The 20,583-nt window shown below is 65.0% G+C and carries 16 protein-coding genes and 1 tRNA gene; 10 read left to right on the forward strand and 7 right to left on the reverse strand.

The features are described 5' to 3' along the window. The first annotated feature begins 48 nt into the window (after positions 1-48). Entirely contained in the window at positions 49-3,684 is a 3,636-nt protein-coding gene (gene mfd / locus QQZ18_RS00365; protein WP_284537297.1) for a transcription-repair coupling factor, read from the forward strand. A gap of 123 nt (positions 3,685-3,807) precedes the next feature. Then, the gene (locus QQZ18_RS00370; RefSeq protein WP_284537298.1) at positions 3,808-5,016 is read left to right on the forward strand and encodes a GGDEF domain-containing protein; all 1,209 of its coding nucleotides are present in this window, start codon (positions 3,808-3,810) and stop codon (positions 5,014-5,016) included. A gap of 13 nt (positions 5,017-5,029) precedes the next feature. On the opposite strand, the gene QQZ18_RS00375 is transcribed toward QQZ18_RS00370, so the two are convergent. The 6 genes from QQZ18_RS00375 to QQZ18_RS00400 form a co-directional block, all read right to left on the reverse strand. Continuing rightward, positions 5,030-6,100 (reverse strand): hypothetical protein, encoded by a 1,071-nt coding sequence (locus tag QQZ18_RS00375; protein ID WP_284537299.1) that lies wholly within the window; start codon positions 6,098-6,100, stop codon positions 5,030-5,032. A gap of 51 nt (positions 6,101-6,151) precedes the next feature. Continuing rightward, complete coding sequence (locus tag QQZ18_RS00380) at positions 6,152-6,502, reverse strand: metal-sulfur cluster assembly factor (RefSeq protein WP_284537300.1); 351 nt, start codon at positions 6,500-6,502, stop codon at positions 6,152-6,154. 3 nt (positions 6,503-6,505) lie between these two features. Next, entirely contained in the window at positions 6,506-6,751 is a 246-nt protein-coding gene (locus QQZ18_RS00385) for a DUF2249 domain-containing protein (RefSeq protein WP_284537301.1), read from the reverse strand. 139 nt (positions 6,752-6,890) lie between these two features. Next, a complete protein-coding gene (fucO, locus tag QQZ18_RS00390) occupies positions 6,891-8,042 on the reverse strand; it encodes a lactaldehyde reductase (RefSeq protein ID WP_284537302.1) in 1,152 nt (383 codons plus the stop codon). A 302-nt stretch (positions 8,043-8,344) separates the two neighbouring features. After that, entirely contained in the window at positions 8,345-9,649 is a 1,305-nt protein-coding gene (locus QQZ18_RS00395) for an MFS transporter (protein WP_284537303.1), read from the reverse strand. 496 nt (positions 9,650-10,145) lie between these two features. After that, positions 10,146-10,221: transfer RNA gene (locus tag QQZ18_RS00400), tRNA-Lys, on the reverse strand. Between the two features lie 313 nt (positions 10,222-10,534). On the opposite strand from QQZ18_RS00400, the gene QQZ18_RS00405 reads away from it, so the two are divergent. Both QQZ18_RS00405 and QQZ18_RS00410 read left to right on the forward strand, forming a co-directional pair. After that, positions 10,535-11,746, forward strand: coding sequence for an MFS transporter (locus QQZ18_RS00405; protein WP_284537304.1), 1,212 nt, complete (start codon positions 10,535-10,537; stop codon positions 11,744-11,746). Positions 11,747-11,772: 26 nt separating this feature from the next. Further along, entirely contained in the window at positions 11,773-12,750 is a 978-nt protein-coding gene (locus tag QQZ18_RS00410) for a quinone oxidoreductase family protein (RefSeq protein WP_284537305.1), read from the forward strand. A 9-nt stretch (positions 12,751-12,759) separates the two neighbouring features. On the opposite strand, the gene erpA is transcribed toward QQZ18_RS00410, so the two are convergent. Continuing rightward, positions 12,760-13,098: an iron-sulfur cluster insertion protein ErpA gene (erpA, locus tag QQZ18_RS00415; protein ID WP_284537306.1), complete on the reverse strand. Its 339-nt coding sequence runs from the start codon at positions 13,096-13,098 to the stop codon at positions 12,760-12,762. A gap of 143 nt (positions 13,099-13,241) precedes the next feature. On the opposite strand from erpA, the gene QQZ18_RS00420 reads away from it, so the two are divergent. The 6 genes from QQZ18_RS00420 (at position 13,242) to scpB (ending at position 20,508) form a co-directional block, all read left to right on the forward strand. After that, positions 13,242-14,456, forward strand: a complete 1,215-nt coding sequence (locus QQZ18_RS00420; protein WP_284537307.1) for a deoxyguanosinetriphosphate triphosphohydrolase — start codon at positions 13,242-13,244, stop codon at positions 14,454-14,456. 45 nt (positions 14,457-14,501) lie between these two features. Next, positions 14,502-16,253, forward strand: a complete 1,752-nt coding sequence (argS, locus tag QQZ18_RS00425; protein WP_284537308.1) for an arginine--tRNA ligase — start codon at positions 14,502-14,504, stop codon at positions 16,251-16,253. A 57-nt stretch (positions 16,254-16,310) separates the two neighbouring features. Next, positions 16,311-17,846, forward strand: a complete 1,536-nt coding sequence (locus QQZ18_RS00430; protein WP_284537309.1) for an SPOR domain-containing protein — start codon at positions 16,311-16,313, stop codon at positions 17,844-17,846. Positions 17,847-17,923: 77 nt separating this feature from the next. Next, positions 17,924-18,940, forward strand: coding sequence for a beta-N-acetylhexosaminidase (nagZ, locus tag QQZ18_RS00435; RefSeq protein ID WP_284537310.1), 1,017 nt, complete (start codon positions 17,924-17,926; stop codon positions 18,938-18,940). Between the two features lie 30 nt (positions 18,941-18,970). Continuing rightward, positions 18,971-19,789 carry a segregation and condensation protein A gene (locus tag QQZ18_RS00440; RefSeq protein ID WP_284537311.1) on the forward strand — a complete coding sequence of 273 codons (819 nt, stop codon included), beginning with the start codon at positions 18,971-18,973 and terminating at the stop codon, positions 19,787-19,789. An 86-nt stretch (positions 19,790-19,875) separates the two neighbouring features. Continuing rightward, the gene (gene scpB, locus QQZ18_RS00445) at positions 19,876-20,508 is read left to right on the forward strand and encodes an SMC-Scp complex subunit ScpB (RefSeq protein WP_284538731.1); all 633 of its coding nucleotides are present in this window, start codon (positions 19,876-19,878) and stop codon (positions 20,506-20,508) included. Positions 20,509-20,583: the final 75 nt, after the last annotated feature.

The raw sequence follows: 20,583 nt of genomic DNA on the forward strand, positions 1-20,583 counted from the left end.
ATGCTTTAGAAGATCACGTTTCCTCCCCTGAGCCGATATCCCTCCGCCATGCCCACTCCCTGGTCCAGCCTGCTGTCCGACTTTTCCGCCCTCACGGTTGCCGCCGTACCGGACGGAGCCGAAGCGCTCGCGCTCGCCGAACTGGTGCGTTCGGAAAAGCGCAAAGGCCTCGACGCGGTCTACATCGCCCGCGATGGCCAGCGGTTGCAGCAGCTCCAGCGCGCGCTGGCTTTCTTCGCGCCGGAAGTCGGCGTGCTGGAGTTTCCCGGGTGGGACTGCCTTCCCTACGACCGCGTGTCGCCAACCCCGGCCGTCGTGGCGCGGCGGATGACGACGCTGTCGGAACTGGCGGCGCACGCCGGCGATGTCAGGCCCTTCGTGCTTTTGACCACCGTCAACGCGCTGGTGCAGCGCGTGGTGCCGCCGTCCATGGTGTCGGGGCAGGTGATGACGCTGGCGCCCGGCAACATGGCCGACATGGGCAAGCTCACCGCCTGGCTTGAGGATGCCGGCTTTTCCCGCTCGTCGACGGTGCGCGACACGGGCGAATACGCCGTGCGCGGCGGCATTCTCGACCTTTATGCGCCGGGAACCGAAGCGCCGGTGCGTCTCGACTTTTTCGGCGACCAGCTCGAATCCATCCGAACCTTCGATCCGGAGAGCCAGCGCTCGACCGGGCAGTTGAAGCGCCTCGATCTCGTGCCGATGAGCGAGGTGCAGATCACGCCGGCCTCGATCAAGCGGTTCCGGCAAGGCTATGTCGCGGCCTTCGGCGCCGCGACCTCGGGCGATCCGATGTACGAGGCGGTCAGCGAGGGGCGCCGTTACGCCGGCATCGAGCATTGGCTGCCGCTGTTCCACGAACGGCTCGGCACGCTGTTCGATTACACCGGCGACGCTGCCGTCATGGTCGATCCGCTGGTGGACGAAGCCATCAACGAACGGCTGACCGCCGTGGCCGATCACTATGAGGCTCGGCTCGACACGCTGAAGACGGGCGGTTCCGGTGCTCCATACAAGCCGATGCCGCCGACCGCGCTCTACCTGGCCGAGAGCGAGTTGCAGGGGCTTCTGGCCCGGCGCGCCGTTGCTCGCCTGACACCGTTCAACCGCCCCGAACAATCATCGGTCAAGGTGGTGGATTTCGGCGGCAAGACCGGACGCTCCTTCGCTGCCGAGCGGGCGGCTGGCGACGTCAATATCTTCGACGCACTGGTGAAGCATCTCGCTTCGCTCGGAGCGGACAAGCGCCGGGTGATCCTTGCCTGCTGGTCGGAAGGGTCGCGCGACCGCCTCGCCCAGGTGATCCGGGATCACGGCGGTCAGGCCACCGAGCTCGCCCCCAACCTCGACGCGGCGCTGAAGGCGCCCCTCGGCGTGCTGCCGCTGGCCATTCTCGGCATCGAGACCGGTTTCGAAGTGCCTGGTTTCGTGGTGATCGCCGAGCAGGACGTCCTGGGCGACCGGTTGGTGCGCGGCGCCAAGAGCCGCAAGAAGGCCGAGAACTTCATCAAGGAGGCGACCAGCCTGGCCGAGGGCGATCTGGTCGTCCACGTTGACCATGGCATCGGCCGCTTCGTCGGCCTCAAGACCATCGAGGCGGCCGGTGCGCCGCATGATTGTCTGGAGATCGTCTATGCCGGTGGCGACAAGCTGTTCCTGCCGGTCGAGAACATCGAGCTCCTCAGCCGCTACGGTTCCGACGACGCCGAGGCGCAGCTCGACAAGCTGGGTGGCGGTGCCTGGCAGGCGCGCAAGGCGCGTCTGAAGAAGCGCATCCGCGAGATTGCCGACGAACTGATCAAGACGGCTGCCGCCCGGTTGCTCAAGACCGCGCCCGTGCTGTCTCCACCTGAAGGCCTCTACGACGATTTCGCTGCCCGTTTCCCCTATGACGAAACCGAGGATCAGCTCAGCTCCATCGAGGCGGTTGCCGGCGATCTCGCCTCGGGCCGGCCGATGGACCGTCTCGTCTGCGGCGATGTCGGCTTCGGCAAGACCGAAGTGGCGTTGCGGGCCGCCTTCCTGGCGGCCATGAGCGGCAAGCAGGTGGCCGTCGTCGTGCCCACCACTTTGTTGTCGCGCCAACATTTCCGTACGTTCCACGAACGATTCAAGGGGCTGCCGATCAACGTGCGTCAGGCCTCGCGTCTGGTGCCGTCCAAGGACCTCGCGGCCACCAAGGCCGGCCTCGCCGACGGCACGGTGGACGTCGTGGTCGGTACGCACGCGCTGCTCGCCAAGGGCATCGAGTTCAAGGATCTCGGCCTGCTGATCATCGACGAGGAGCAGCACTTCGGCGTCAAGCACAAGGAGCGGCTGAAGGAGCTGAAGTCCGACGTGCACGTGTTGACGCTCAGCGCCACGCCGATCCCGCGCACGCTGCAATTGGCGCTGACCGGCGTCCGCGAACTGTCGCTGATCGCCACTCCGCCGGTCGATCGTCTCGCCGTCCGTACCTTCGTCACGCCGTTCGATCCCCTGATCGTCCGCGAAGCGATCTTGCGGGAAAAGTACCGGGGAGGGCAGGTGTTCTACGTCTGTCCGCGCGTCGCCGATCTCGCCAGTCAGCGTGAGTTCCTGGAAAAGCACGTGCCGGAGGTGAAGGTGGCCGTCGCGCACGGGCAGATGGCCGCGACGCAGCTCGAGGACATCATGAATGCCTTCTACGAAGGCCAGTATGACGTCCTGCTGTCCACGACGATCGTCGAATCCGGCCTCGACATTCCTACCGCCAACACGCTGATCATTCACCGCGCCGACATGTTCGGTCTCGCGCAGCTCTACCAGCTCAAGGGGCGCGTCGGCCGCTCCAAGACGCGCGCCTACGCCATCTTCACGACGCCGCCGGAGAACCGCGTCAATTCGGTGGCCGAGCGCCGGCTCAAGGTGCTGCAGTCGCTCGACACGTTGGGCGCCGGCTTCCAGCTGGCGAGCCATGACCTCGACCTGCGTGGCGCCGGCAACCTGCTCGGTGAGGAGCAGTCCGGCCACATCCGGGAAGTGGGTTACGAGTTGTACCAGCAGATGCTGGAGGAGGCCGTCGCCCAGCTCAAGGCCGGCATCGTCGACGAGGTTGTCGAGGACCAGTGGTCGCCGCAGATCACGCTCGGCACGCCGGTGATGATCCCCGATTACTATGTGCCCGATCTTCAGCTTCGTCTTGGCCTTTACCGGCGTCTCGCCGAACTGGAAGACGGTGGCTCCATCGATGCTTTCGGTGCCGAGCTGATCGATCGCTTCGGTCCGCTGCCGGAGGAAGTCGAGCACCTCCTGAAGACCATCACCATCAAGAGCCTCTGCCGCAAGGCGAATATCGAGAAGATCGACGCCGGTCCGAAGGGGCTGGTGCTCTCCTTCCGGGAAGGCAGATTCGAAAACCCGGCGGCTCTGGTCCAGTACATCGGGGAGCAGGGATCGCTTGCCAAGATCCGGCCGGACCAGAAGATCGTACTGGCTCGCGACTGGCCCGAGGCCGAGCAGCGCCTGAGGGGCACTGCGGCCGTCTTGTTGAAACTCGTCCGAATGGTCGAGGATGCGAAGTCCGGTGTTTCGAAGACGCTGGCGCCGCTCGAGCCGCAGAAACTGAAGCTCAAGCCGACACCCCCTCCGCCACCGCCCGCACCGGTGGCCAAGGGTCGCTATCCATCTCTGACCTCGTTCAAAGGAAAGGGGCGACGTTAACCTTGGGCAATATTGGAAATTCTTGGTCCGGAACCTTGAATCCTACACTTTTCTGACACAATCGAGTATTGAAATGGCTCTCTCCGAGAGGTGACCCCGCTGTTCAATGGCGTGGAGGTCGTCATGGCCGAGCTGATCAACGTTTCGACCCTGTTATTGATCGGCGTGCTGGGCGGTATGACCGCGGGCACGACGTTTGGTTTTATTTGGCTGACGGAACGGCGGACCTTCGCCCTGGCCGTCTGGGCGGCTTCCCTTTGGTTCGGGGCCATTGCCTGTGCGTTCTACATCTTGCGACCGGTCGTGCCCGACTGGACTTCGGTTCTGTTCGGCAATGCCATGCTGGCTTTCGCCTATGGCCTGATCTGGCTCGGCTTCCAACTGTTCGAGGGCTGTCGGCCCGTGGTCTGGAAGGCGGTCATCGGCGCGGTCGCCTGGCTTCCATTTGCCGCCGTCCCCTTCCTTCGCGACGAACCCGCGCTGCATGGGGCTTTGGCCGCGTCGGTAATGGCCATCTATTCGTTGGCGATCGCCTGGAAGCTGCTGCAACGCCGACGCATCGAGCCGCTGCCGGCTCGCTTGCCCACCGCCGCGCTGTTCGCGGCCCACGGGACGCTCTACGCGCTGCGGGTGCCGCTGCTGGTGATCGCTCCCGATTTTGGCTTGGGCGCGGCGTTCGACCAGTCGCCACTGTTCATCTTCGGTGTGCTGGAAGCGCTGCTTTTCACCCTGTTCCTCGTCGTGGCCATGCTGACCTTGCTCGCTCAGCGCGATGCTCGGTTTCATAGGAAATCGGCGGACATGGATGCGCTGACCGGTTTGCCCAATCGGATGACGTTTTTCAGGGCCGCGGAGGCGTTATTGCAAGGCGGCGGTGAGCGCGGCGTGCTGATGGTGTTCGATCTCGATCACTTCCGGTTCGTCAACGACCGTTTCGGCCGGGAAGAAGGCGATCGGGCGCTGAAGGCGTTTGCCCAGGTCCTGCACCGCGAGGTGCGGTCGCCCGACATCGTCGCGCGGGTTGGCGATGAGGAGTTCGCCCTGTTCATGCCATCGATCAGGCTCGATGTCGGCTTGTCGATCGCCGAGTATCTTTGCCGGCGGACCGAGGAACTCAGGCTTCTGACCGAAAGCGGCGAGCATGTGCCGCTGACCACCAGCGCGGGTGTGGCGGCGGTGGCCGACGTTGGTGCCGACATCGGTTCCCTGATGGTGGCTGCCGATGCGGCGCTGACCGAGGCAAAGCGCGTTGGGCGCAATCGGTGCCGCGCCTATCGCGCGTCGTCCACCATGCACGACCGAATGGTGGACGATTGGCTCAAGGCTGGCTGAGGGAGCGTTCGGGCTATTGGGCCTGGATTGCTTTCGGCCGGACCGCCATGGTGCCGAGCAGCAGCGCGACGTAGGCCACGATGGCCGCGATGGTCAGCCATGCCGGGCAATGCAGCCTTTCGGTGGCCTCCATGGCATCGAAGGCGATGCGCAGGCCGATCGCCAATTGCAGCAGGACCGCCGGCAGATACAAAATCGGCACATAGCGAACCGGAGCGCCGGTGACGGCCGGCAGAATGATCGGCGCGTGGGCGAACACCATGGACAGGATGAAGCCCACGGCTATGGCGTGGATGGCGGCATCGTGACCGTAAAGGGCCTCGCCCGGCGGCAGCAGCGTCAGGCTCGCGGCGGCAACGATCAACCAGCCATAACCGCAGATCAACAGCAGGGCGGAGAAGCGCGCAAAGCCCTTGGTGCGGACGGTGCGGAGCGCAATGTCCTCCCTGAGTAGCCAAAGCGCGATGCCGGCCAGCGCCACGGAAAGAAGCGTCGAGCCGTTCCATGGCTGTCCCAGTCCGAGCGCCAGGGCGAACAGCGCCACGAGCAGAACCAGTAGGCCACGGGCGGCCAGCGTCGGTCTGAGCAGGCGCGACAGTTCGATCCGCTCGGCGACGACGGTCAGGATGAGGAAGCCGAGCCAGACATAACCGACTTCCGGCAGCGTGCGGCCGAGCATCCAGAACAGGGTGCCGAGCGGCCATAGCGCAGCGGCTGCCGTCATCAGCCCGGTGAACAATGTCGGCAGCTTCCACGTGGCCAGGCCGGTCAGCAGCGTCAGCCCCAGGCCGGCAACGAGAAACAGCGGCGCCGTCGCCTCGGCATAGCCTGACAGCAGCAGAACGGCCCCGGCCGCCGACATGGCGGGGACCAGCAGTGCCGCGAGGCGCCCGTCGGCGACCGCCCTTTCAAGTGAGATCAGGGTGCCGAAGAAGCCGGAGGCCATGATCGCCCCGTGCATGTCCGCCGTATCGCCGACCGGGGCGACGACGCCCAATCGGGCGAGACCGCCGGTGAGACCGGCGATCAGCGACGCCGCAGCCGTCACGGCGAGGACGATGCGGAGAAGCGGGGTGAGTTTCATGGGGGACTCCACGGAATATTCGGAAGAGGCGGCCGCTGGACGGCTTGGTCCTCAGCGCCCGAACAGGCCGGCGGCGAACTTCGACACCGCCGCTTCGAACCGTGACGGCTGGCGCTCGAAGCGGGAGCGAACGGCCGGATCGGCGAGCTCCGGCGACCATACGGCGGCCTTGTCGATGGTGACGCTGACGGTCCAGCCGGTTCCGACGACACGTTCCACGGCGGCGCGGGCGTTTTCTGCGATCAGGCTGCCGAGCGGGCAGGTTGGCGTCGTCATCATCAGTTCGACGGTGACGGAGCCTTCGCCGATATCGAGGCGACGGACAAGGCCGAGGGAGACGATATCGATGCCGAGTTCGGGGTCGTCGACGGTCGCGAGGGCGGCGAGGATCTCTGGCTTCATGGCTTATCTCCGGGTCAATCGGATGCGCCAGATCTCCGGGCCTTGTTCCAGATAGTCCCAGCCGAAACCGACCAGGGTCCGTTCTTCGAAGTGCTGGCGCAGCGGCACCGGATCGAAGTTGTTGATGATCTCCATCGACTGCCCCGGCTCAAGGGCGTCGAAACTCTCGATGATGGTGGCGCGGCGCAGCTCGCAGGGCAGGCGGCGCACGTCGAGTGTGCTGACGGGGGTGATCGTATCAAGGGACATCGGAGGGCTCTCCATTGTTTGTAGCCCGAACGTTACCCCCAGGTCGGATCGCGCTCGTTGTTGCGTCGCAAACTTTATCCATGGAAACGCAAACGGCGCCCCGGAGGGCGCCGTCAGCCTGCTTCGGCAGATCAGATCCTCAGAGGATCGATCTGTAGAGTGCCTCGATTTCCGGGATGCTGGTATCGCGGGGATTGCCGCCGGTGCAGACGTCGGCGAAGGCCGCCTCTGCGAGCGCCGGAATGTCCTCGGCCTTGACGCCGACTTCCGAAAGCTTGGCGGGAATGCCGACGTCCTTCGAAAGCGTCTCCACCGCCGTCACCGCCGCCTTGCGCGCCTCGGCGATCGACATGGCCTCGGTGCCCTTGACGCCGAGGGCGGCGGCGATCGCCCGGTACTTCTCGCCCGTGTAGTCGGCGTTGTAGGCCATCAGCGTCGGCAAGAGCACCGCGTTGGCGACGCCGTGCGGCGTGTTGTAGAAGGCGCCGAGCGGATGGGCCATGCCGTGCACAAGGCCAAGACCGACGTTGGAGAAGCCCATGCCGGCGACATACTGGCCGAGCGCCATGTCCTCGACGCCCTTGGCATCGCCCGCGCAGGAGGCGCGCAGCGACCGGCCGATGATCTCGATCGCCTTGATGTGCAGCGCGTCGGACAGCTCCCAGGCGCCTTTGGTGATGTAGCCCTCGATGGCATGCGTCAGCGCGTCCATGCCGGTGGCGGCCTTGAGCGGCGTCGGCATGGTGGCCATCAGCTCGCTGTCGATGATGGCGACCACGGGAATGTCATGCGGGTCGACGCAGACGAACTTGCGGCGCTTCTCCTCGTCGGTGATGACGTAGTTGATGGTCACCTCGGCGGCGGTGCCTGCGGTGGTGGCCAGCGCGATGATCGGCACCGACGGTTTCCGGGTGGGGGCGACGCCTTCGAGGCTGCGCACGTCGGAGAACTCGGGATTGTTGGTGATGATGCCGATCGCCTTGGCGGTATCCTGCGGCGAGCCGCCGCCGATGGCGACGAGATAGTCGGCCTTGGCCTTGGCGAAGGCGGCGACGCCTTCCTTGACGACGCCGATGGTCGGGTTGGGCATCACCTTGTCGAACAGCTCGTAGGCGAGGCCGGCCGCATCCATCAGGCCGGTCACCTTGGCCACCGTGCCTGCCTTCACCAGCACCGCGTCGGTGACCACCAGCGCCTTCTTGTAGCCACGGCGCTTCACCTCGCCCACCAGCTCGGCGCGAGCGCCGGCGCCGAAATAGGACGTCTCGTTGAGAATCATGCGATGGGACATGCTCTATCCTCCTGAGGCCGCGTTTGCCGGCCCACCGACGACCGCGACGGTGGAGGGCATCAGTTGGCCGGCGCCGTGAAAAATGCCTTCAGCACGGAAATCTGCTGAGGCTGAACCAAATTGAAAGGTATTGGCTGCCCCCGGCGCTCACAACCTCGCATGAACCCCTAGATTTTGATCGAATATGAGTGGTTTTGAAAAATAAACCGCAAACCTGATGGCAGGAGTCCGCAAACCCTGCGGATGTTCCGCATGGATATCGGTCCGCAATGCGCCGATTACGGCCTACTGCATCGGAGCGATCAGTCCAAGGCCTGCTGCCGGGTTTCGGTGTCGATCCTCGAAGCGGCGATCGCTGCAAGAACCAGCAATATGGCAAACAGCGCCACTGCGGCCCCAAAACTTCGGGCGATAAGCAACGACAGAAGGGACGGCGCCAACAGGCCGCCCAGCCGCGCCATTGCTCCGGCGGCCCCCATGCCGCTCGCGCGCGCCGCCGTCGGATAGAGCTCCGGCGTGTAGGCATAGAGAGCGCCCCATGTGCCAAGCAGCGAGAAGCTCATCAGCAGGATGGCCGTCGCGACCAGAGCAGCATTGCCGGCGACGACGAACAGCGCACAGCCGGCCGCCGACAGCAGCAGAAAGGCAATCAGGGTCGGTTTGCGGCCTGCCCGCTCGACGCCCCACGCGGCCAGCGCGTAACCGGGAATCTGTGCCAGCGCCACGATGACGAGGAAACCGTAGCCGCGCACGAAGCCGAAGCCCTCGCCGGCGAGGCGCGCCGGCATCCAGGTGAAGATGCCGTAGTAGCTGAGCGACACCAGGAACCATATGGCAAGCATCAGCAGCGTTCGCGCCTTCAGCGCCGGCGACAGCAGGCTGACGGCCTCGGATGTCTCGCCTGGAGCGAGCGGCTCGGAGAGCGGCGCCTTACCATTGGCTGTCAAAACGCGATCGATGACGGTGCGTGCCTCTTCGCCTCGCCCTTTGCGCAGAAGATAGAGCGGCGACTCGGGAACCATCAGGCGCAGCCAGAAGCCGACCAGGGCAGGTATGGCCGTGACGAGGAAAATGGCGCGCCAGGCGTCCGTCAATCCGGCTGAGGCCGCGGCCCAGGCGGTCAGCGCGACGACGACCGTCCCAACAGCCCAGAACGCTTCCAGCATCACCAGCCAACGCCCGCGCCGGTCCGACGGCAGGAACTCGGCCATCATGGCATAGTCGGCCGGCAGGGTGCCGCCCACGGCCGCACCGGTCAGAAAGCGCGCGACGAGCAGCAGCTCGAAACTTGGCGCGATTACCGAAGCAAGGCCGAAGATGCCATCGCAGGCCACCGTGACCAACAGAACCCGTCGGCGGCCGATACGGTCGGCGAGCCGGCCGAACAACGCCGCGCCAATCATCATGCCGAAGAAGAAGAGCGTACCGGTTTGCAGTGCTTCCGGCACTGAGAGATTAAAGCTGGCGGCGATCGACGGAGCCGTGAAGCCGACCGCCAGCACCTGCATGGCGTCCGCCGCCCAGACAAGGCCGAAGATGCCGAGGAGGCGCCGTTGAAACGGGCCGGTGCCGGCGTGATCAAGGGCGGAGTCGATGGCAACCGGCATGACGGCACCTCAAGTCGAGGATTGGTATTCTCTTTCTTAGACTAAAGTCTGAGAGAGGAAAACCGAACGTTTACCGAACCTGCAACTTCCATTGCCCGCCCAAAGCGCGCGCGACTTCGTGATCGCGCGAAGGGTGACTAATACTAAAGTAGTATGGTATGGCTCTGCCAACGAGTTTGACGACCAAGGTGAGAGGGGATCATGAGCGATTTGTCACAGGACGCGGTCAAGTGTCCGTTCATCCGGTGCCGCCATCCGGTACCACGGGCCTGGAGCGAAGGATGCGCCTCAAGCTGCTTTCTTCTGCGCAAGGATCGTCGGCGGATTACCGTTCGCCATACCTACGACTTCTAGCCGGCAGCTCCGGGCGTCCTCCGAGGGAACATCCGGACCAGAGCGTGAGATGAGAGTTGAGCAAAGGCTTCGGTGATTGCCGGAGCCTTTGTCGTATGACGTGGAGGTTGTCCCATGTCTCAGGGCCGGACAATGAGAAGATTGGTGAGCGCGGTGGGATTCGAACCCACGACCCCATGATTAAAAGTCACGTGCTCTACCGACTGAGCTACGCGCTCCCACCTCGATCGCAGCGGCTGGTGCCGCCTTTGCCGACTATACCTCGTGATGAGGCTGGCGCGAACGGGCTTTCACATACTCGACCGGAACCGACATGGCAACCGAGGGCAGGGCGTTTTCCGAAAGCTCCGAGGAGCCGGAGCCGCCTTCTGGTGTGACCGGGAAGGCACGGCGCCATGCCTAACGCATGGGAAGCGAACCCTGCCCGAACGGCTGTCGTTGCGCTCATGCATTGAATCGTTTTACAGCTTGTTTATCTTCCAGCGGATTCCCGTGCGAACCCGCCGCTTTCCCATTCGATCGGTGATACCCGTGTTTACCGCCCTGCGCATCGGCACCCTTTACTTCGGCTCGTCCTTTCTTACGGCCAACTGGCTGACGCGCATGCCGGATCTGCTTGCCCATCTCGGCATCGACAAGGCGACCATGGGGCTCGCGCTTTTTCTGGGGCCGGTCGGCGCGCTGGTCACGGCTCCGATCGCGGGTCCGTTGATGGACCGCTTCGCCGCCGCTCGCGTCGGCGTCTGGGGCTTGGTACTGGCGGCGATGATGCTGCTCGGCATCGGTCTTGCCGGCCACTGGATGGTTCTGGCCATCGTGCTGTTCTTCGCGGGTGCCGGCAACACGTTGTTCGAGATCGGCGGCAACGCCGGCGTCCAGCGCCTCGAGGTCACCACCGGCGGCAAGTACATGGCCCAATGCCATGGCTACTGGAGTCTCGGCTTCGTGGCCGGCGCGCTGTCGGCGGGCCTGTTCGGTCAGTTCGGCGTGCCGCTCGTCTGGCACCTTGCCATGATGGCCGCGCTGGGCGTCTTGGCTTGCGTCGGCATAGCGTTCCTTCTGCCGGCCCCCATGTATGAACGCATCCTGCGCCCCGTCGATGCCGCCAAGCCGCCGTTCTTCACCCTGCCGAGCGTCGGGTTGATCGGGCTTTGCATCATGGCGACCGGCGTCACCCTGGCCGAAGGCGCCGTCTACGATTGGGGGACCCTGTTCCTGCGCGAGCAACTGCAGCCCGGCCCCTTCTGGACGTCGGTCGCCTACGGGACCTTCCCGCTGACCATGTTCGTCGGCCGGGTGGCCGGCGATTGGTTCCGGGCCCGCTATCGGGCGTCGAGCATCGTTCGCATCTGCGCGACCATGACGGCCATCGGGCTCGCAGGCTTCATTTTTTCGCCGCACATCGTCATCTCCGGCCTGTCGCTGGCGCTGATGGGCGTCGGCGTGTCCCTGGTGATGCCGATCGGCGTGGCGGCGGCCGGCGACAAGCCGGGCGATGCGGCCCGCAACGTGGCGGCGATGTCGATGATCATCACCGCCATTTTCCTGCTGGCCCCGCCGGGCGTCGGTTTCGTCGCCCAGCATTTCGGCTTGACGGCCGCCTTCTTGCTGATGTTGCCGTTCGTCGCGATGTCTGGCGTGTTCGCCCGCGAGGCCGATCCTCCGGCAGGCGATCTCGTCGACCAACAAAAGATGATTGGCGAGCCCGCCGCCGTTGGTGGTACCAACGCTTCCACGACATAACCTCAAGGTTTCCTGGGAGTGCAGGCATGGTGAAGGCGATTGTCATCCGCGAGACCGGCGGACCCGACGTGATGTCTTTCGAAGACGTCGAGGTTGGTGCTCCCGGGCCGGGGGAGGTGCGCCTGAAGCACACCGCGATCGGCGTCAATTTCATCGACACCTATTATCGCAAGGGTCTTTATCCCGCCCCTGGCGGCCTGCCGTTCATCCCCGGCGCCGAGGCCGTCGGGATCGTCGAAAAGGCGGGGGAGGGCGTCGCCCAGTTTCGCCCCGGCGATCGAGTCGCCTATGCCGGATCGGTCGGCGCCTATAGCGAGGCGCGCATCATCTCGGCGCAGAAGCTCGTGCGCGTTCCCGACGACATCGATGGCTTCACCGTGGCGGCCAGCCTACTCAAGGGCATGACGGTGCAGTATCTCCTGCGCCAGACCTTCCAGGTCACGCGCGACCATACCGTGCTGTTCCACGCCGGCGCCGGTGGTGTCGGGCAGATCGCCGGTCAATGGCTGAAGTCGCTCGGCGCCACCTCCATCGCCACCGTAAGCTCTGAGGAAAAGGCGGAGATCGCCAGGGCTTGTGGCTACACCCACGTCATCAACTATCGCACGGAAGACTTCGTCGCCCGCGTTGCCGAGATCACCGGCGGCGCCAAGTGCGACGTCGTCTATGATTCGGTCGGCAAGGATACGTTCCCTGCCTCGCTCGATTGCCTGAAGCCGCGGGGCTTGTTCGTCTCTTTCGGCAACGCATCCGGCCCGGTGTCCGAGTTCAATCTCGGCATTCTGTCGCAGAAGGGCTCGCTTTACGTGACGCGACCGACCCTCGGCCACTATACCGCGACGCGTGCCACCCTCGATGCCTGCTCCGGGGACCTGTTCGAGCAGATTCGCAACGAAGTGCTGACCATCAGCGTTGGGCAGAAATTCACGCTCGCCAACGCCGTCGCTTGCCACAAGGCCATGGAGGCGCGCGAAACGGTGGGTTCGACCTTGCTGACAGTGTGAGCCCGGGGGTCAGACCGCAAACGAGGTGCCGCAGCCGCAGCTTGAGGTGGCGTTCGGATTGTTGATCTTGAACGCCTGCCCCATCAGGTCGTCGACGAAGTCGATCTCGGAGCCGTCCATGAACGGCAGCGACACTGCGTCGATCAGCACGGTCGCGCCATCGCGGGTGATGGCGAGATCGTCGTCGTTCTGGCTGTCCACCAGATCGAAGCGATAGGAAAAGCCCGAACAGCCGCCACCTTCGACCGAAATGCGCAACGCGGTCTTGCCTGGCTGCTTTTCCAGAACCTTGGAGATCCGGCGCGCCGCGCCGGCGGTCATGCTGATATTGGCGGCGAGAGCTTCCATGGCGGTCCCTAGGGGGCTCGAATGTCTTGAAAGTGTGAACCCTGCTGACATACGTAAGGCAGCGGATGGCAAAGTCAAATGACGGTAGTGAGAGCCCGTCATGCGGATTTGCGTGAACCGGGTAATGGCTTCGGGAGGCGACAGTGGCAAGTCTGGGGTTTGGTACGGAACCGCTGGCCCCCTTTGCGGTCCAACCGGAGGAGAGCCGGGGGCGGCGCTATCCCGAGCCGGCAAGTCCGACGCGCACGCCGTTCCAGCGCGACCGCGACCGCATCATCCATTCGACGACATTTCGGCGCCTGAAGCACAAGACGCAGGTGTTCGTCTTTCACGAAGGCGATCACTACCGGACCCGCCTCACCCATACGCTTGAGGTGGCGCAGATCGGCCGCGCGCTCGCCCGCGCCTTGCGCCTCAACGAGGATCTCGCCGAGGCGCTGGCACTCGCTCACGACCTGGGTCACACGCCCTTCGGTCACACCGGCGAAGACGCGCTCGATGCCTGTCTCGCCAACTTCGGCGGGTTCGATCACAACGCCCAGTCCTTCCGGGCCGTCACCGAGCTTGAGCATTCCTATGCCGAATTCGACGGGCTCAATCTGTCTTGGGAAACGCTCGAGGGTTTGGTCAAGCACAACGGCCCGCTGGTGGATGCCAGCGGCAAGCCGGTGGGCCGCCATGCCGAGCGAGGGTTGCCGGTAGCCCTTCTCGCCTATCCCGACCTCTATTCGCTCAAGCTCGACACGCACGCCAGCGCCGAGGCGCAGTGCGCGGCGATCGCCGACGATATCGCCTATGACGCGCACGACATCGACGACGGGCTGCGCGCGGGGCTGTTCTCCCTTGACGATCTCCGGCCGCTGCCGCTGATCGGTGGCTTTCTTGAGGCAATCGGGGCGAAGTATCCGGGACTCGATCGGCACCGTACCATCCACGAGATCACGCGCCGGTTGATCACCGCCATGGTCGAGGACGTCATCGTTGCGTCGGTCAACCGGCTCGCGGACCTCCGCCCCCGCTCATCCGACAACATTCGGCAGGCCGGCCGCACCATCGTGACCTTTTCCGACGAAATGGCTGCCATCGACGCTGCCATCAAGGGATTCCTCTTCCCTCGCATGTACAGGCATCCCGAAGTCATGCGCGTACGACGCGACGCCGATCGCGTGGTCAAGGACCTGTTCAACACCTATGCGGGCCACCCCGACTTCATGCCGGAGGAGTGGCGAAGCGACTTGGATGCGGGAGACGATGTGGCTCTTGCACGGCGGGTTGGCGACTACATCGCCGGCATGACCGACCGCTTCGCCATCCAGGAGCATCGCCGCTGGTTTGACGATACGCCGGAATTGCGCTAGGCCCCTCGCCGATCGGCCGGAAATCCGGCTCCCACGAGGTACCCGATGAATATCTTCCAGGTGTTCGGCGAGCGCGTTCGCTCCGCCATCGCTTCCTTGTCGCTTGACGTTCCGGCCGATGCGCTTTCCCGCGTTGCCGTCGAACCGCCGCGCGATGCGAGCCATGGCGATGTCGCTACCAACGCCGCCATGCTCCTGGCAAAGCCCTTGGGCCGGAAGCCGCGCGACCTCGCCGAGGAGATCGCCGCTGTGCTGAGGACCGATGCGGACGTGGAAGCGGTCGAAGTGGCCGGCCCCGGATTCATCAACCTCCGCCTGTCGCCGGCATTCTGGACGGGCTTCCTGAAGACCTCGCTTGCCCAGGGGCTCGACGTTGGTGCAACCCGTCTCGGCAAGGGCCTCAAGGTCAACGTCGAGTATGTCTCGGCCAACCCGACCGGTCCCATGCACGTCGGTCATTGCCGGGGCGCCGTGGTTGGCGACGCTCTCGCCCGGCTTCTGGCCAAGGCGGGCTTCGATGTCACAAAGGAATACTACATCAACGACGCCGGCGGCCAGATCGATGTTCTGGCCCGGTCCGTCTTCCTGCGCTATCGCGAGGCGTTGGGCGAGACGATCGAGATACCGGAAGGGCTCTATCCCGGCGACTACCTGAAGCCGGTTGGCGAGGCGCTCAAGGCCACCTGGGGCGACCGGTTGCTGACGATGCCGGAAGCCGAGTGGCTGCCGGTCGTCAAAAAACTCGCCGTCGACATGATGATGGACATGATCCGCGACGACCTGGCCCTGCTGGGCGTTCGGCACGACCTGTTCTTCTCGGAGAAGACGTTGCACGATCCGCGCGGCGCCGAGCCCTCGGAGATCGCCGAGATGATCGAGGAGTTCCGCAAGCGCGATCTGGTTTACGATGGCCGCTTGCCGCCGCCCAAGGGGCAGTTGCCGGAGGACTGGGAAGACCGCGAGCAGGTACTGTTCCGGTCCTCGACCGCTGGCGACGACGTCGACCGGCCGCTCGTCAAGTCCGATGGCAGCTATACCTATTTTGCGGCCGACGTCGCTTACATGCGCTCGAAGTATCTGCGCGGATTCAAGCAGATGATCTTCATTCTCGGTGCCGATCACGGCGGCTACGTGAAGCGTCTGGAGGCCGTGGGCAGCGCCATTTCAGGTGGCTCCATCGAAGTGATCGTTCGCCTGTGCCAGTTGGTGAAGCTCTATCGCGGCGGTGAGCCGGTGAAGATGAGCAAGCGCTCCGGCGATTTCGTCACTCTGGCCGAAGTCGTCGAGGAAGTCGGCCGGGATGCCGTGCGCTTCATGATGCTGATGCGCAAGAACGATGCGCCGCTGGACTTCGACTTCGTGAAGGTGAAGGAGCAGAGCAAGGACAACCCGGTCTTCTATGTCCAGTATGCCCATGCCCGCTGCCATTCGATCCTGCGGCAGGCGCGCGAGGTGGCGCCCGATGTCGCCGCGGCCGACGAGTCGAAGGCACCGCTTCACTTGCTGGCCGATCCGTCCGAACTGGCGCTGATCCGGAAGCTGGCGGAATTCCCTCGGATTATCGACGCGGCGGCCGATACGCACGAGCCACATCGCGTTGCATTTTATCTGTATGAGCTCGCCAGCGATTTTCATGGCCACTGGAACGCCGGCAAGGATAATGTAAGTTTGCGTTTTGTTAACCCTGATGAACCACTGTTGACTCACGCGCGCTTGGCTCTGGTCAGGGCAGTCCGGAACGTTCTTGCTTCGGGCCTTGAGGTTCTCGGCGTCAATGCGCCCGAAGAGATGAGGTAGCCTCGACGGATCGTTCGGTCCTGGCGATGGCGAAGAAAGACGGGAAGAGCTACGCCGATGGTTAGGAGCAGCGCAGCCGAACAATCGCAGATGCGGCCTGCCGTATCCGTCGACAACGAGCATCTTGCCGACGATGAGCGCTACTACGAGGATGTCCTGAACGGCCGCCAAGCCAGCGACGCCGACATGGACCAGTTCGTCGACGCCCTTGCCGCCGAACTGGAGCAGGACATCGCCTCGATGAACCCGGTCGATATGCGCACTGGCCAGGTCTACAAGCCGGTCAATGTTCGCAAGGCCAGCAAGGCCTACGATCCTTGGGACGATCAGGCGCTCGACGAGTTCATGGCCGAATTCGAGCGCGACGGCGTCGACCCGGTCGTCGACGAGTTCGGTGTTCTGCCGCCGCACACGGGTGGCGTCGAAGCCGAGCCATCCGAAACGCGTGGCCGTCGCCGTCTCATGGCTGCCGCCGCTGCTGCCGTTCTCTTGCTGGCCGCCGGCTTCGCCGGTTGGGCCTTCCTGGGCGGCGGTGCCGGGTTTGGCGAGGCGGTGGTGGTGAAGGCGCCGGACGGCCCCTACAAGGTCAAGCCCGACCCCAACGCCAAGGAAGTCGTCGCGTCCGCAGAAGGCGCCTCGGTTTACGACACGGTGGGTGGCGCTCCGCCCAAGAGCGAGGAACGTCTGGTTGCCCGTAGCGGCGACGTGCCTGAGTTGCCGTCCGTCACGCCGCACGTCTCGCGCATCACGTTGCCCGATGGCCAGGAGGTCGAGGCGGAGCTTCCGACCGGCTTCGACCCCAACGAGACCGGCCCCCGTCGTGTTCGCACGGTTCTGGTTCGGCCCGATGGATCTCTGATCGAAACGCCGGCCGACACGGCGGGCACCAGCGGTGCGGCGTCGCCGTCGCCCAGTGATGGCGCAGGCCAGATCATCGCCCGCAGCGAAACTGCGACCGACACGCCGAGCGCGAGCGACGATTCCGAGACGGGCATCGGCCTGCCGCCACTCGCTTCGAACAATCAGACGGTGGCTGCCGACTCGCCGGCCGCGCCGCAAGGCTTGCCGCCGAGTAACCTGACCGATGCATCGGGTCAGTCGATGCCGATCAATCTTGCCGCCGTAGCCGGTCCGGAAGCGGGTGCCTCGGTCGAGACGACCGCGTCGGTGCCGGCCGGGACTTTGGCGCCGTTGCCGCCCGCCAAGCCTTCGGCTCCGTCCGCCGCCCCGTCGTCCGGGCCGCTCGATCTGACGGCTGCCGCCTCGCAGCCGCAACCCGCCGCTCCCACCGAGGTCGCCAGCTTGCCGGCGGCCACGCAGGCGACGCCTGCGCCCGCGGCTTCCGGTGGAGCCGGCGCCTATGTGCAGCTGTCGTCGCAGCGAAGCGAAGAAGCGGCACGTTCGGCATTCGCCGCGCTTCAGCGCAAGTTTCCATCGATCTTGGGTTCGGCGACCGTCGACATTCAGCAAGCCGACCTCGGCTCCAAGGGTGTCTACTACCGGGCTCGTGTCGGTGCCCCGACCAGGAACGCCGCCGTGGATCTCTGCGAACAGCTTCGTTCGGCCGGTGGCGACTGCCTGATCGCGCGCTGAAGGCAGGCAGATGACAGTTGGCCGCGTCGAGGTGCCGGGATGGCATCCGGCGCGGTCTTCCATTTGGAGAACCGCCCATGTCTCGCGCTTTCGTGACCGGACTCGAGGGAACGGTGCTTTCGGTCGAGGAGCGTGCGTTCCTGGCCGAGGCATCGCCCTGGGGGCTCATCCTGTTCCGTCGCAACGTCGAAGGCCCGGACCAGTTGAAGCGCCTGACTGGCGATTTCCGCGATGCCGTGGGCTGGCAGGCGCCTGTTCTGGTCGACCAGGAGGGGGGGCGCGTACAGCGCCTGACCGCACCGCACTGGCGCAAGTATCCCTCGGGCCGCCGGCTGGCCGGCGCTGCGGCGCTGGCCGGCGATGACAGGCTGATCGCCGACGTCGCCCATCTGATCGGCGACGATCTCGCCGCCGTTGGAATCGACGTCGACTGCGCGCCCTGTCTCGATATCGCGACGCCGGACATGACCCCGGCGATCGGCGACCGCAGTTATGGCGAGCGGCCGAATTTGGTGGCCTCCGCCGGCCGGGCCTTTGCCGAGGGTCTGATGGCGGCCGGCTTATTGCCGGTGATCAAGCATGTGCCTGGGCATGGTCGCGCCTGTGTCGACAGCCATCACGAGCTGCCGGTGGTCGAGGCCGATCTCGAACGTCTTGCCGCCTCGGATTTCATTCCTTTCGCGGCGCTGGCTGATCTGCCGGCGGCGATGACGGCCCACCTCGTCTATACGGCCATCGATCCCGCCCGTCCGGCGACCCAGTCTCCAATCGTCATCGAGGACGTCATACGTGGCCGCATCGGTTTCGACGGTCTTCTCTTTTCGGACGACCTGTCGATGAACGCGCTGAAGGGAACCATCGCCGAGCGGGCGCGCGCAACGCTTGCCGCCGGTTGCGATATCGCGCTCCACTGCTCCGGCGACCTGACCGAGATGACGGCCGTCGCGGCTGAGTCGCCCGAACTCGTTGGAAAAGCGGCTGCGCGGGCGGAAAGGGCATTGAAGGCGCGCGGGGGATCGCCGCATGATGATGCGGACGGCGTTCTTGCCCGGCTTGACGCCGCGCTGGTCGCTTACGATGCCGTCGCCGTGTGAGTGGCGCAACGTGGGGTGAAACGGCCTTCCATGGCGACGAAGGACGAATGGAGCGAAACCCGGCTCGACATTGATGCGACGGCCGGAGAGGCTTTCGTGGTCGATGTCGACGGATTCGAAGGTCCGCTGGACCTGTTGCTGACGCTGGCTCGCAATCAGAAGGTAGACCTCGCCCGCATCTCCATCCTAGCCTTGGCCGATCAGTATCTGGCCTTCATCGAAAGGCTGGGCGAACGCCGGTTGGAGCTGGCGGCCGACTATCTCGTCATGGCCGCCTGGCTCGCCTACCTGAAGTCGCGGCTGATGCTGCCGCCCGACGAAACGCCCGGAGATGAACCTTCCGCCGAGGAGCTCGCCGGCATGCTGGCGATGCGCCTGAAGCGGCTCGAAGGAATCCGCATCCTGGCCGGACGGCTTGTCGACCGTTCGCGGCTGGGACGCGACGTTCTGCCGCGCGGCGCGCCGGAGGAAATGGGGCTCGTGCGGCGCTCTCTCTGGGAGGCCAGCCTGTTCGACCTGCTCGATGCCTACGGCAGGCAGCGGCAGCGCGACATGGTGCGCGTCCACACGGTACGAAAGCGGCAGGTCTGGGCGCTGGCGGACGCGCGCGATCTTCTCGAACGGCTGATCGGGGCGATTCCCGATTGGGCGCCGATCGAGGACTATCTGATCCGCTACATGACCGGCCCGGAATCTCGGGCCACCGTTCGTGCTTCGGCCTTTTCGGCATCGCTGGAACTGGTCCGTGAGGGACGAATGGAGCTGATGCAGTCCGCGCCTTTCGCCCCTCTCTACATGCGCAAGGGCAAGGGAGTCGCGGGCGTGCCGGATGAGGAGGGCGATCAATGAGCCGTTCGGGCACCAGCGACGATACGCCACACGGCCAGTTGCGTCTGTTTGCCGGCGATCGCGATCCGGCCGAGTACGAGGCCTGGATGACGGCGATTCGTGGCGCCGAAGCGATCCTGTTTGCCTCGGCGCAGCCTGTCGGGGCCGAGGAACTCGCCGAGCGGCTCGCGCCCGGCACCGATGTGTCCCGGGTGCTCGTCGATCTTCGCACCATTTACGCATCGCGGGGCGTCAACCTCGTGGAAGTGGCCGGCAAGTGGATGTTTCGAACGGCGCCCGACCTTGCCCATCTTCTGACACGCGAGCAGGTGGAACCGAAAAAGCTGTCGCGTGCCGCGCTTGAGACGTTGGCCATCATCGCCTACCACCAGCCGGTTACCAGAGCCGAGATCGAGGAGATTCGCGGAGTCGCCACCAACAAGGGAACGCTGGACGTGCTGATGGAAACCGGCTGGATTCGCATGCGCGGCCGCCGCCGTACGCCGGGACGCCCGCTCACCTACGGAACCACCGAAGCCTTCCTCGTCCATTTTGGCCTCGATGCGGTGACCGATCTCCCTGGCGTCGACGATCTCAAGGCGGCGGGCTTCCTCGAAGGGGCGGTGCCTCCCGGATTCCGCGTTCCGACTCCCAACGCATCGGACACGCTGATGCCCGACGAGGATCCGCTGACCGAACTCGATTTCCAGGACTACGAGCCTCTGCCACCTGAAGAATGATGCTTAGGGGCCTTGGGCTGGTCACTATCTTGAGAAAGCCGGAATTCATCCATAGCGTTGCCTCGGTTTCTTGCG

It is taken from the genome of Pleomorphomonas sp. T1.2MG-36 (assembly GCF_950100655.1).
Taxonomy (GTDB): Bacteria; Pseudomonadota; Alphaproteobacteria; order Rhizobiales; family Pleomorphomonadaceae; genus Pleomorphomonas.

Coding starts and splice junctions, on each gene's coding strand:
- mfd (WP_284537297.1), top strand. CDS start 49: ATGCCCACTCCCTGGTCCAGCCTGCTGTCCGACTTTTCCGCCCTCACG.
- QQZ18_RS00380 (WP_284537300.1), bottom strand. CDS start 6,502: ATGAAGCCAGAGATCCTCGCCGCCCTCGCGACCGTCGACGACCCCGAA.
- QQZ18_RS00395 (WP_284537303.1), bottom strand. CDS start 9,649: ATGCCGGTTGCCATCGACTCCGCCCTTGATCACGCCGGCACCGGCCCG.
- QQZ18_RS00385 (WP_284537301.1), bottom strand. CDS start 6,751: ATGTCCCTTGATACGATCACCCCCGTCAGCACACTCGACGTGCGCCGC.
- QQZ18_RS00440 (WP_284537311.1), top strand. CDS start 18,971: ATGGCGACGAAGGACGAATGGAGCGAAACCCGGCTCGACATTGATGCG.
- scpB (WP_284538731.1), top strand. CDS start 19,876: ATGACGGCGATTCGTGGCGCCGAAGCGATCCTGTTTGCCTCGGCGCAG.
- QQZ18_RS00375 (WP_284537299.1), bottom strand. CDS start 6,100: ATGAAACTCACCCCGCTTCTCCGCATCGTCCTCGCCGTGACGGCTGCG.
- nagZ (WP_284537310.1), top strand. CDS start 17,924: ATGTCTCGCGCTTTCGTGACCGGACTCGAGGGAACGGTGCTTTCGGTC.
- QQZ18_RS00430 (WP_284537309.1), top strand. CDS start 16,311: ATGGTTAGGAGCAGCGCAGCCGAACAATCGCAGATGCGGCCTGCCGTA.
- QQZ18_RS00410 (WP_284537305.1), top strand. CDS start 11,773: ATGGTGAAGGCGATTGTCATCCGCGAGACCGGCGGACCCGACGTGATG.
- erpA (WP_284537306.1), bottom strand. CDS start 13,098: ATGGAAGCTCTCGCCGCCAATATCAGCATGACCGCCGGCGCGGCGCGC.
- fucO (WP_284537302.1), bottom strand. CDS start 8,042: ATGTCCCATCGCATGATTCTCAACGAGACGTCCTATTTCGGCGCCGGC.
- QQZ18_RS00370 (WP_284537298.1), top strand. CDS start 3,808: ATGGCCGAGCTGATCAACGTTTCGACCCTGTTATTGATCGGCGTGCTG.
- argS (WP_284537308.1), top strand. CDS start 14,502: ATGAATATCTTCCAGGTGTTCGGCGAGCGCGTTCGCTCCGCCATCGCT.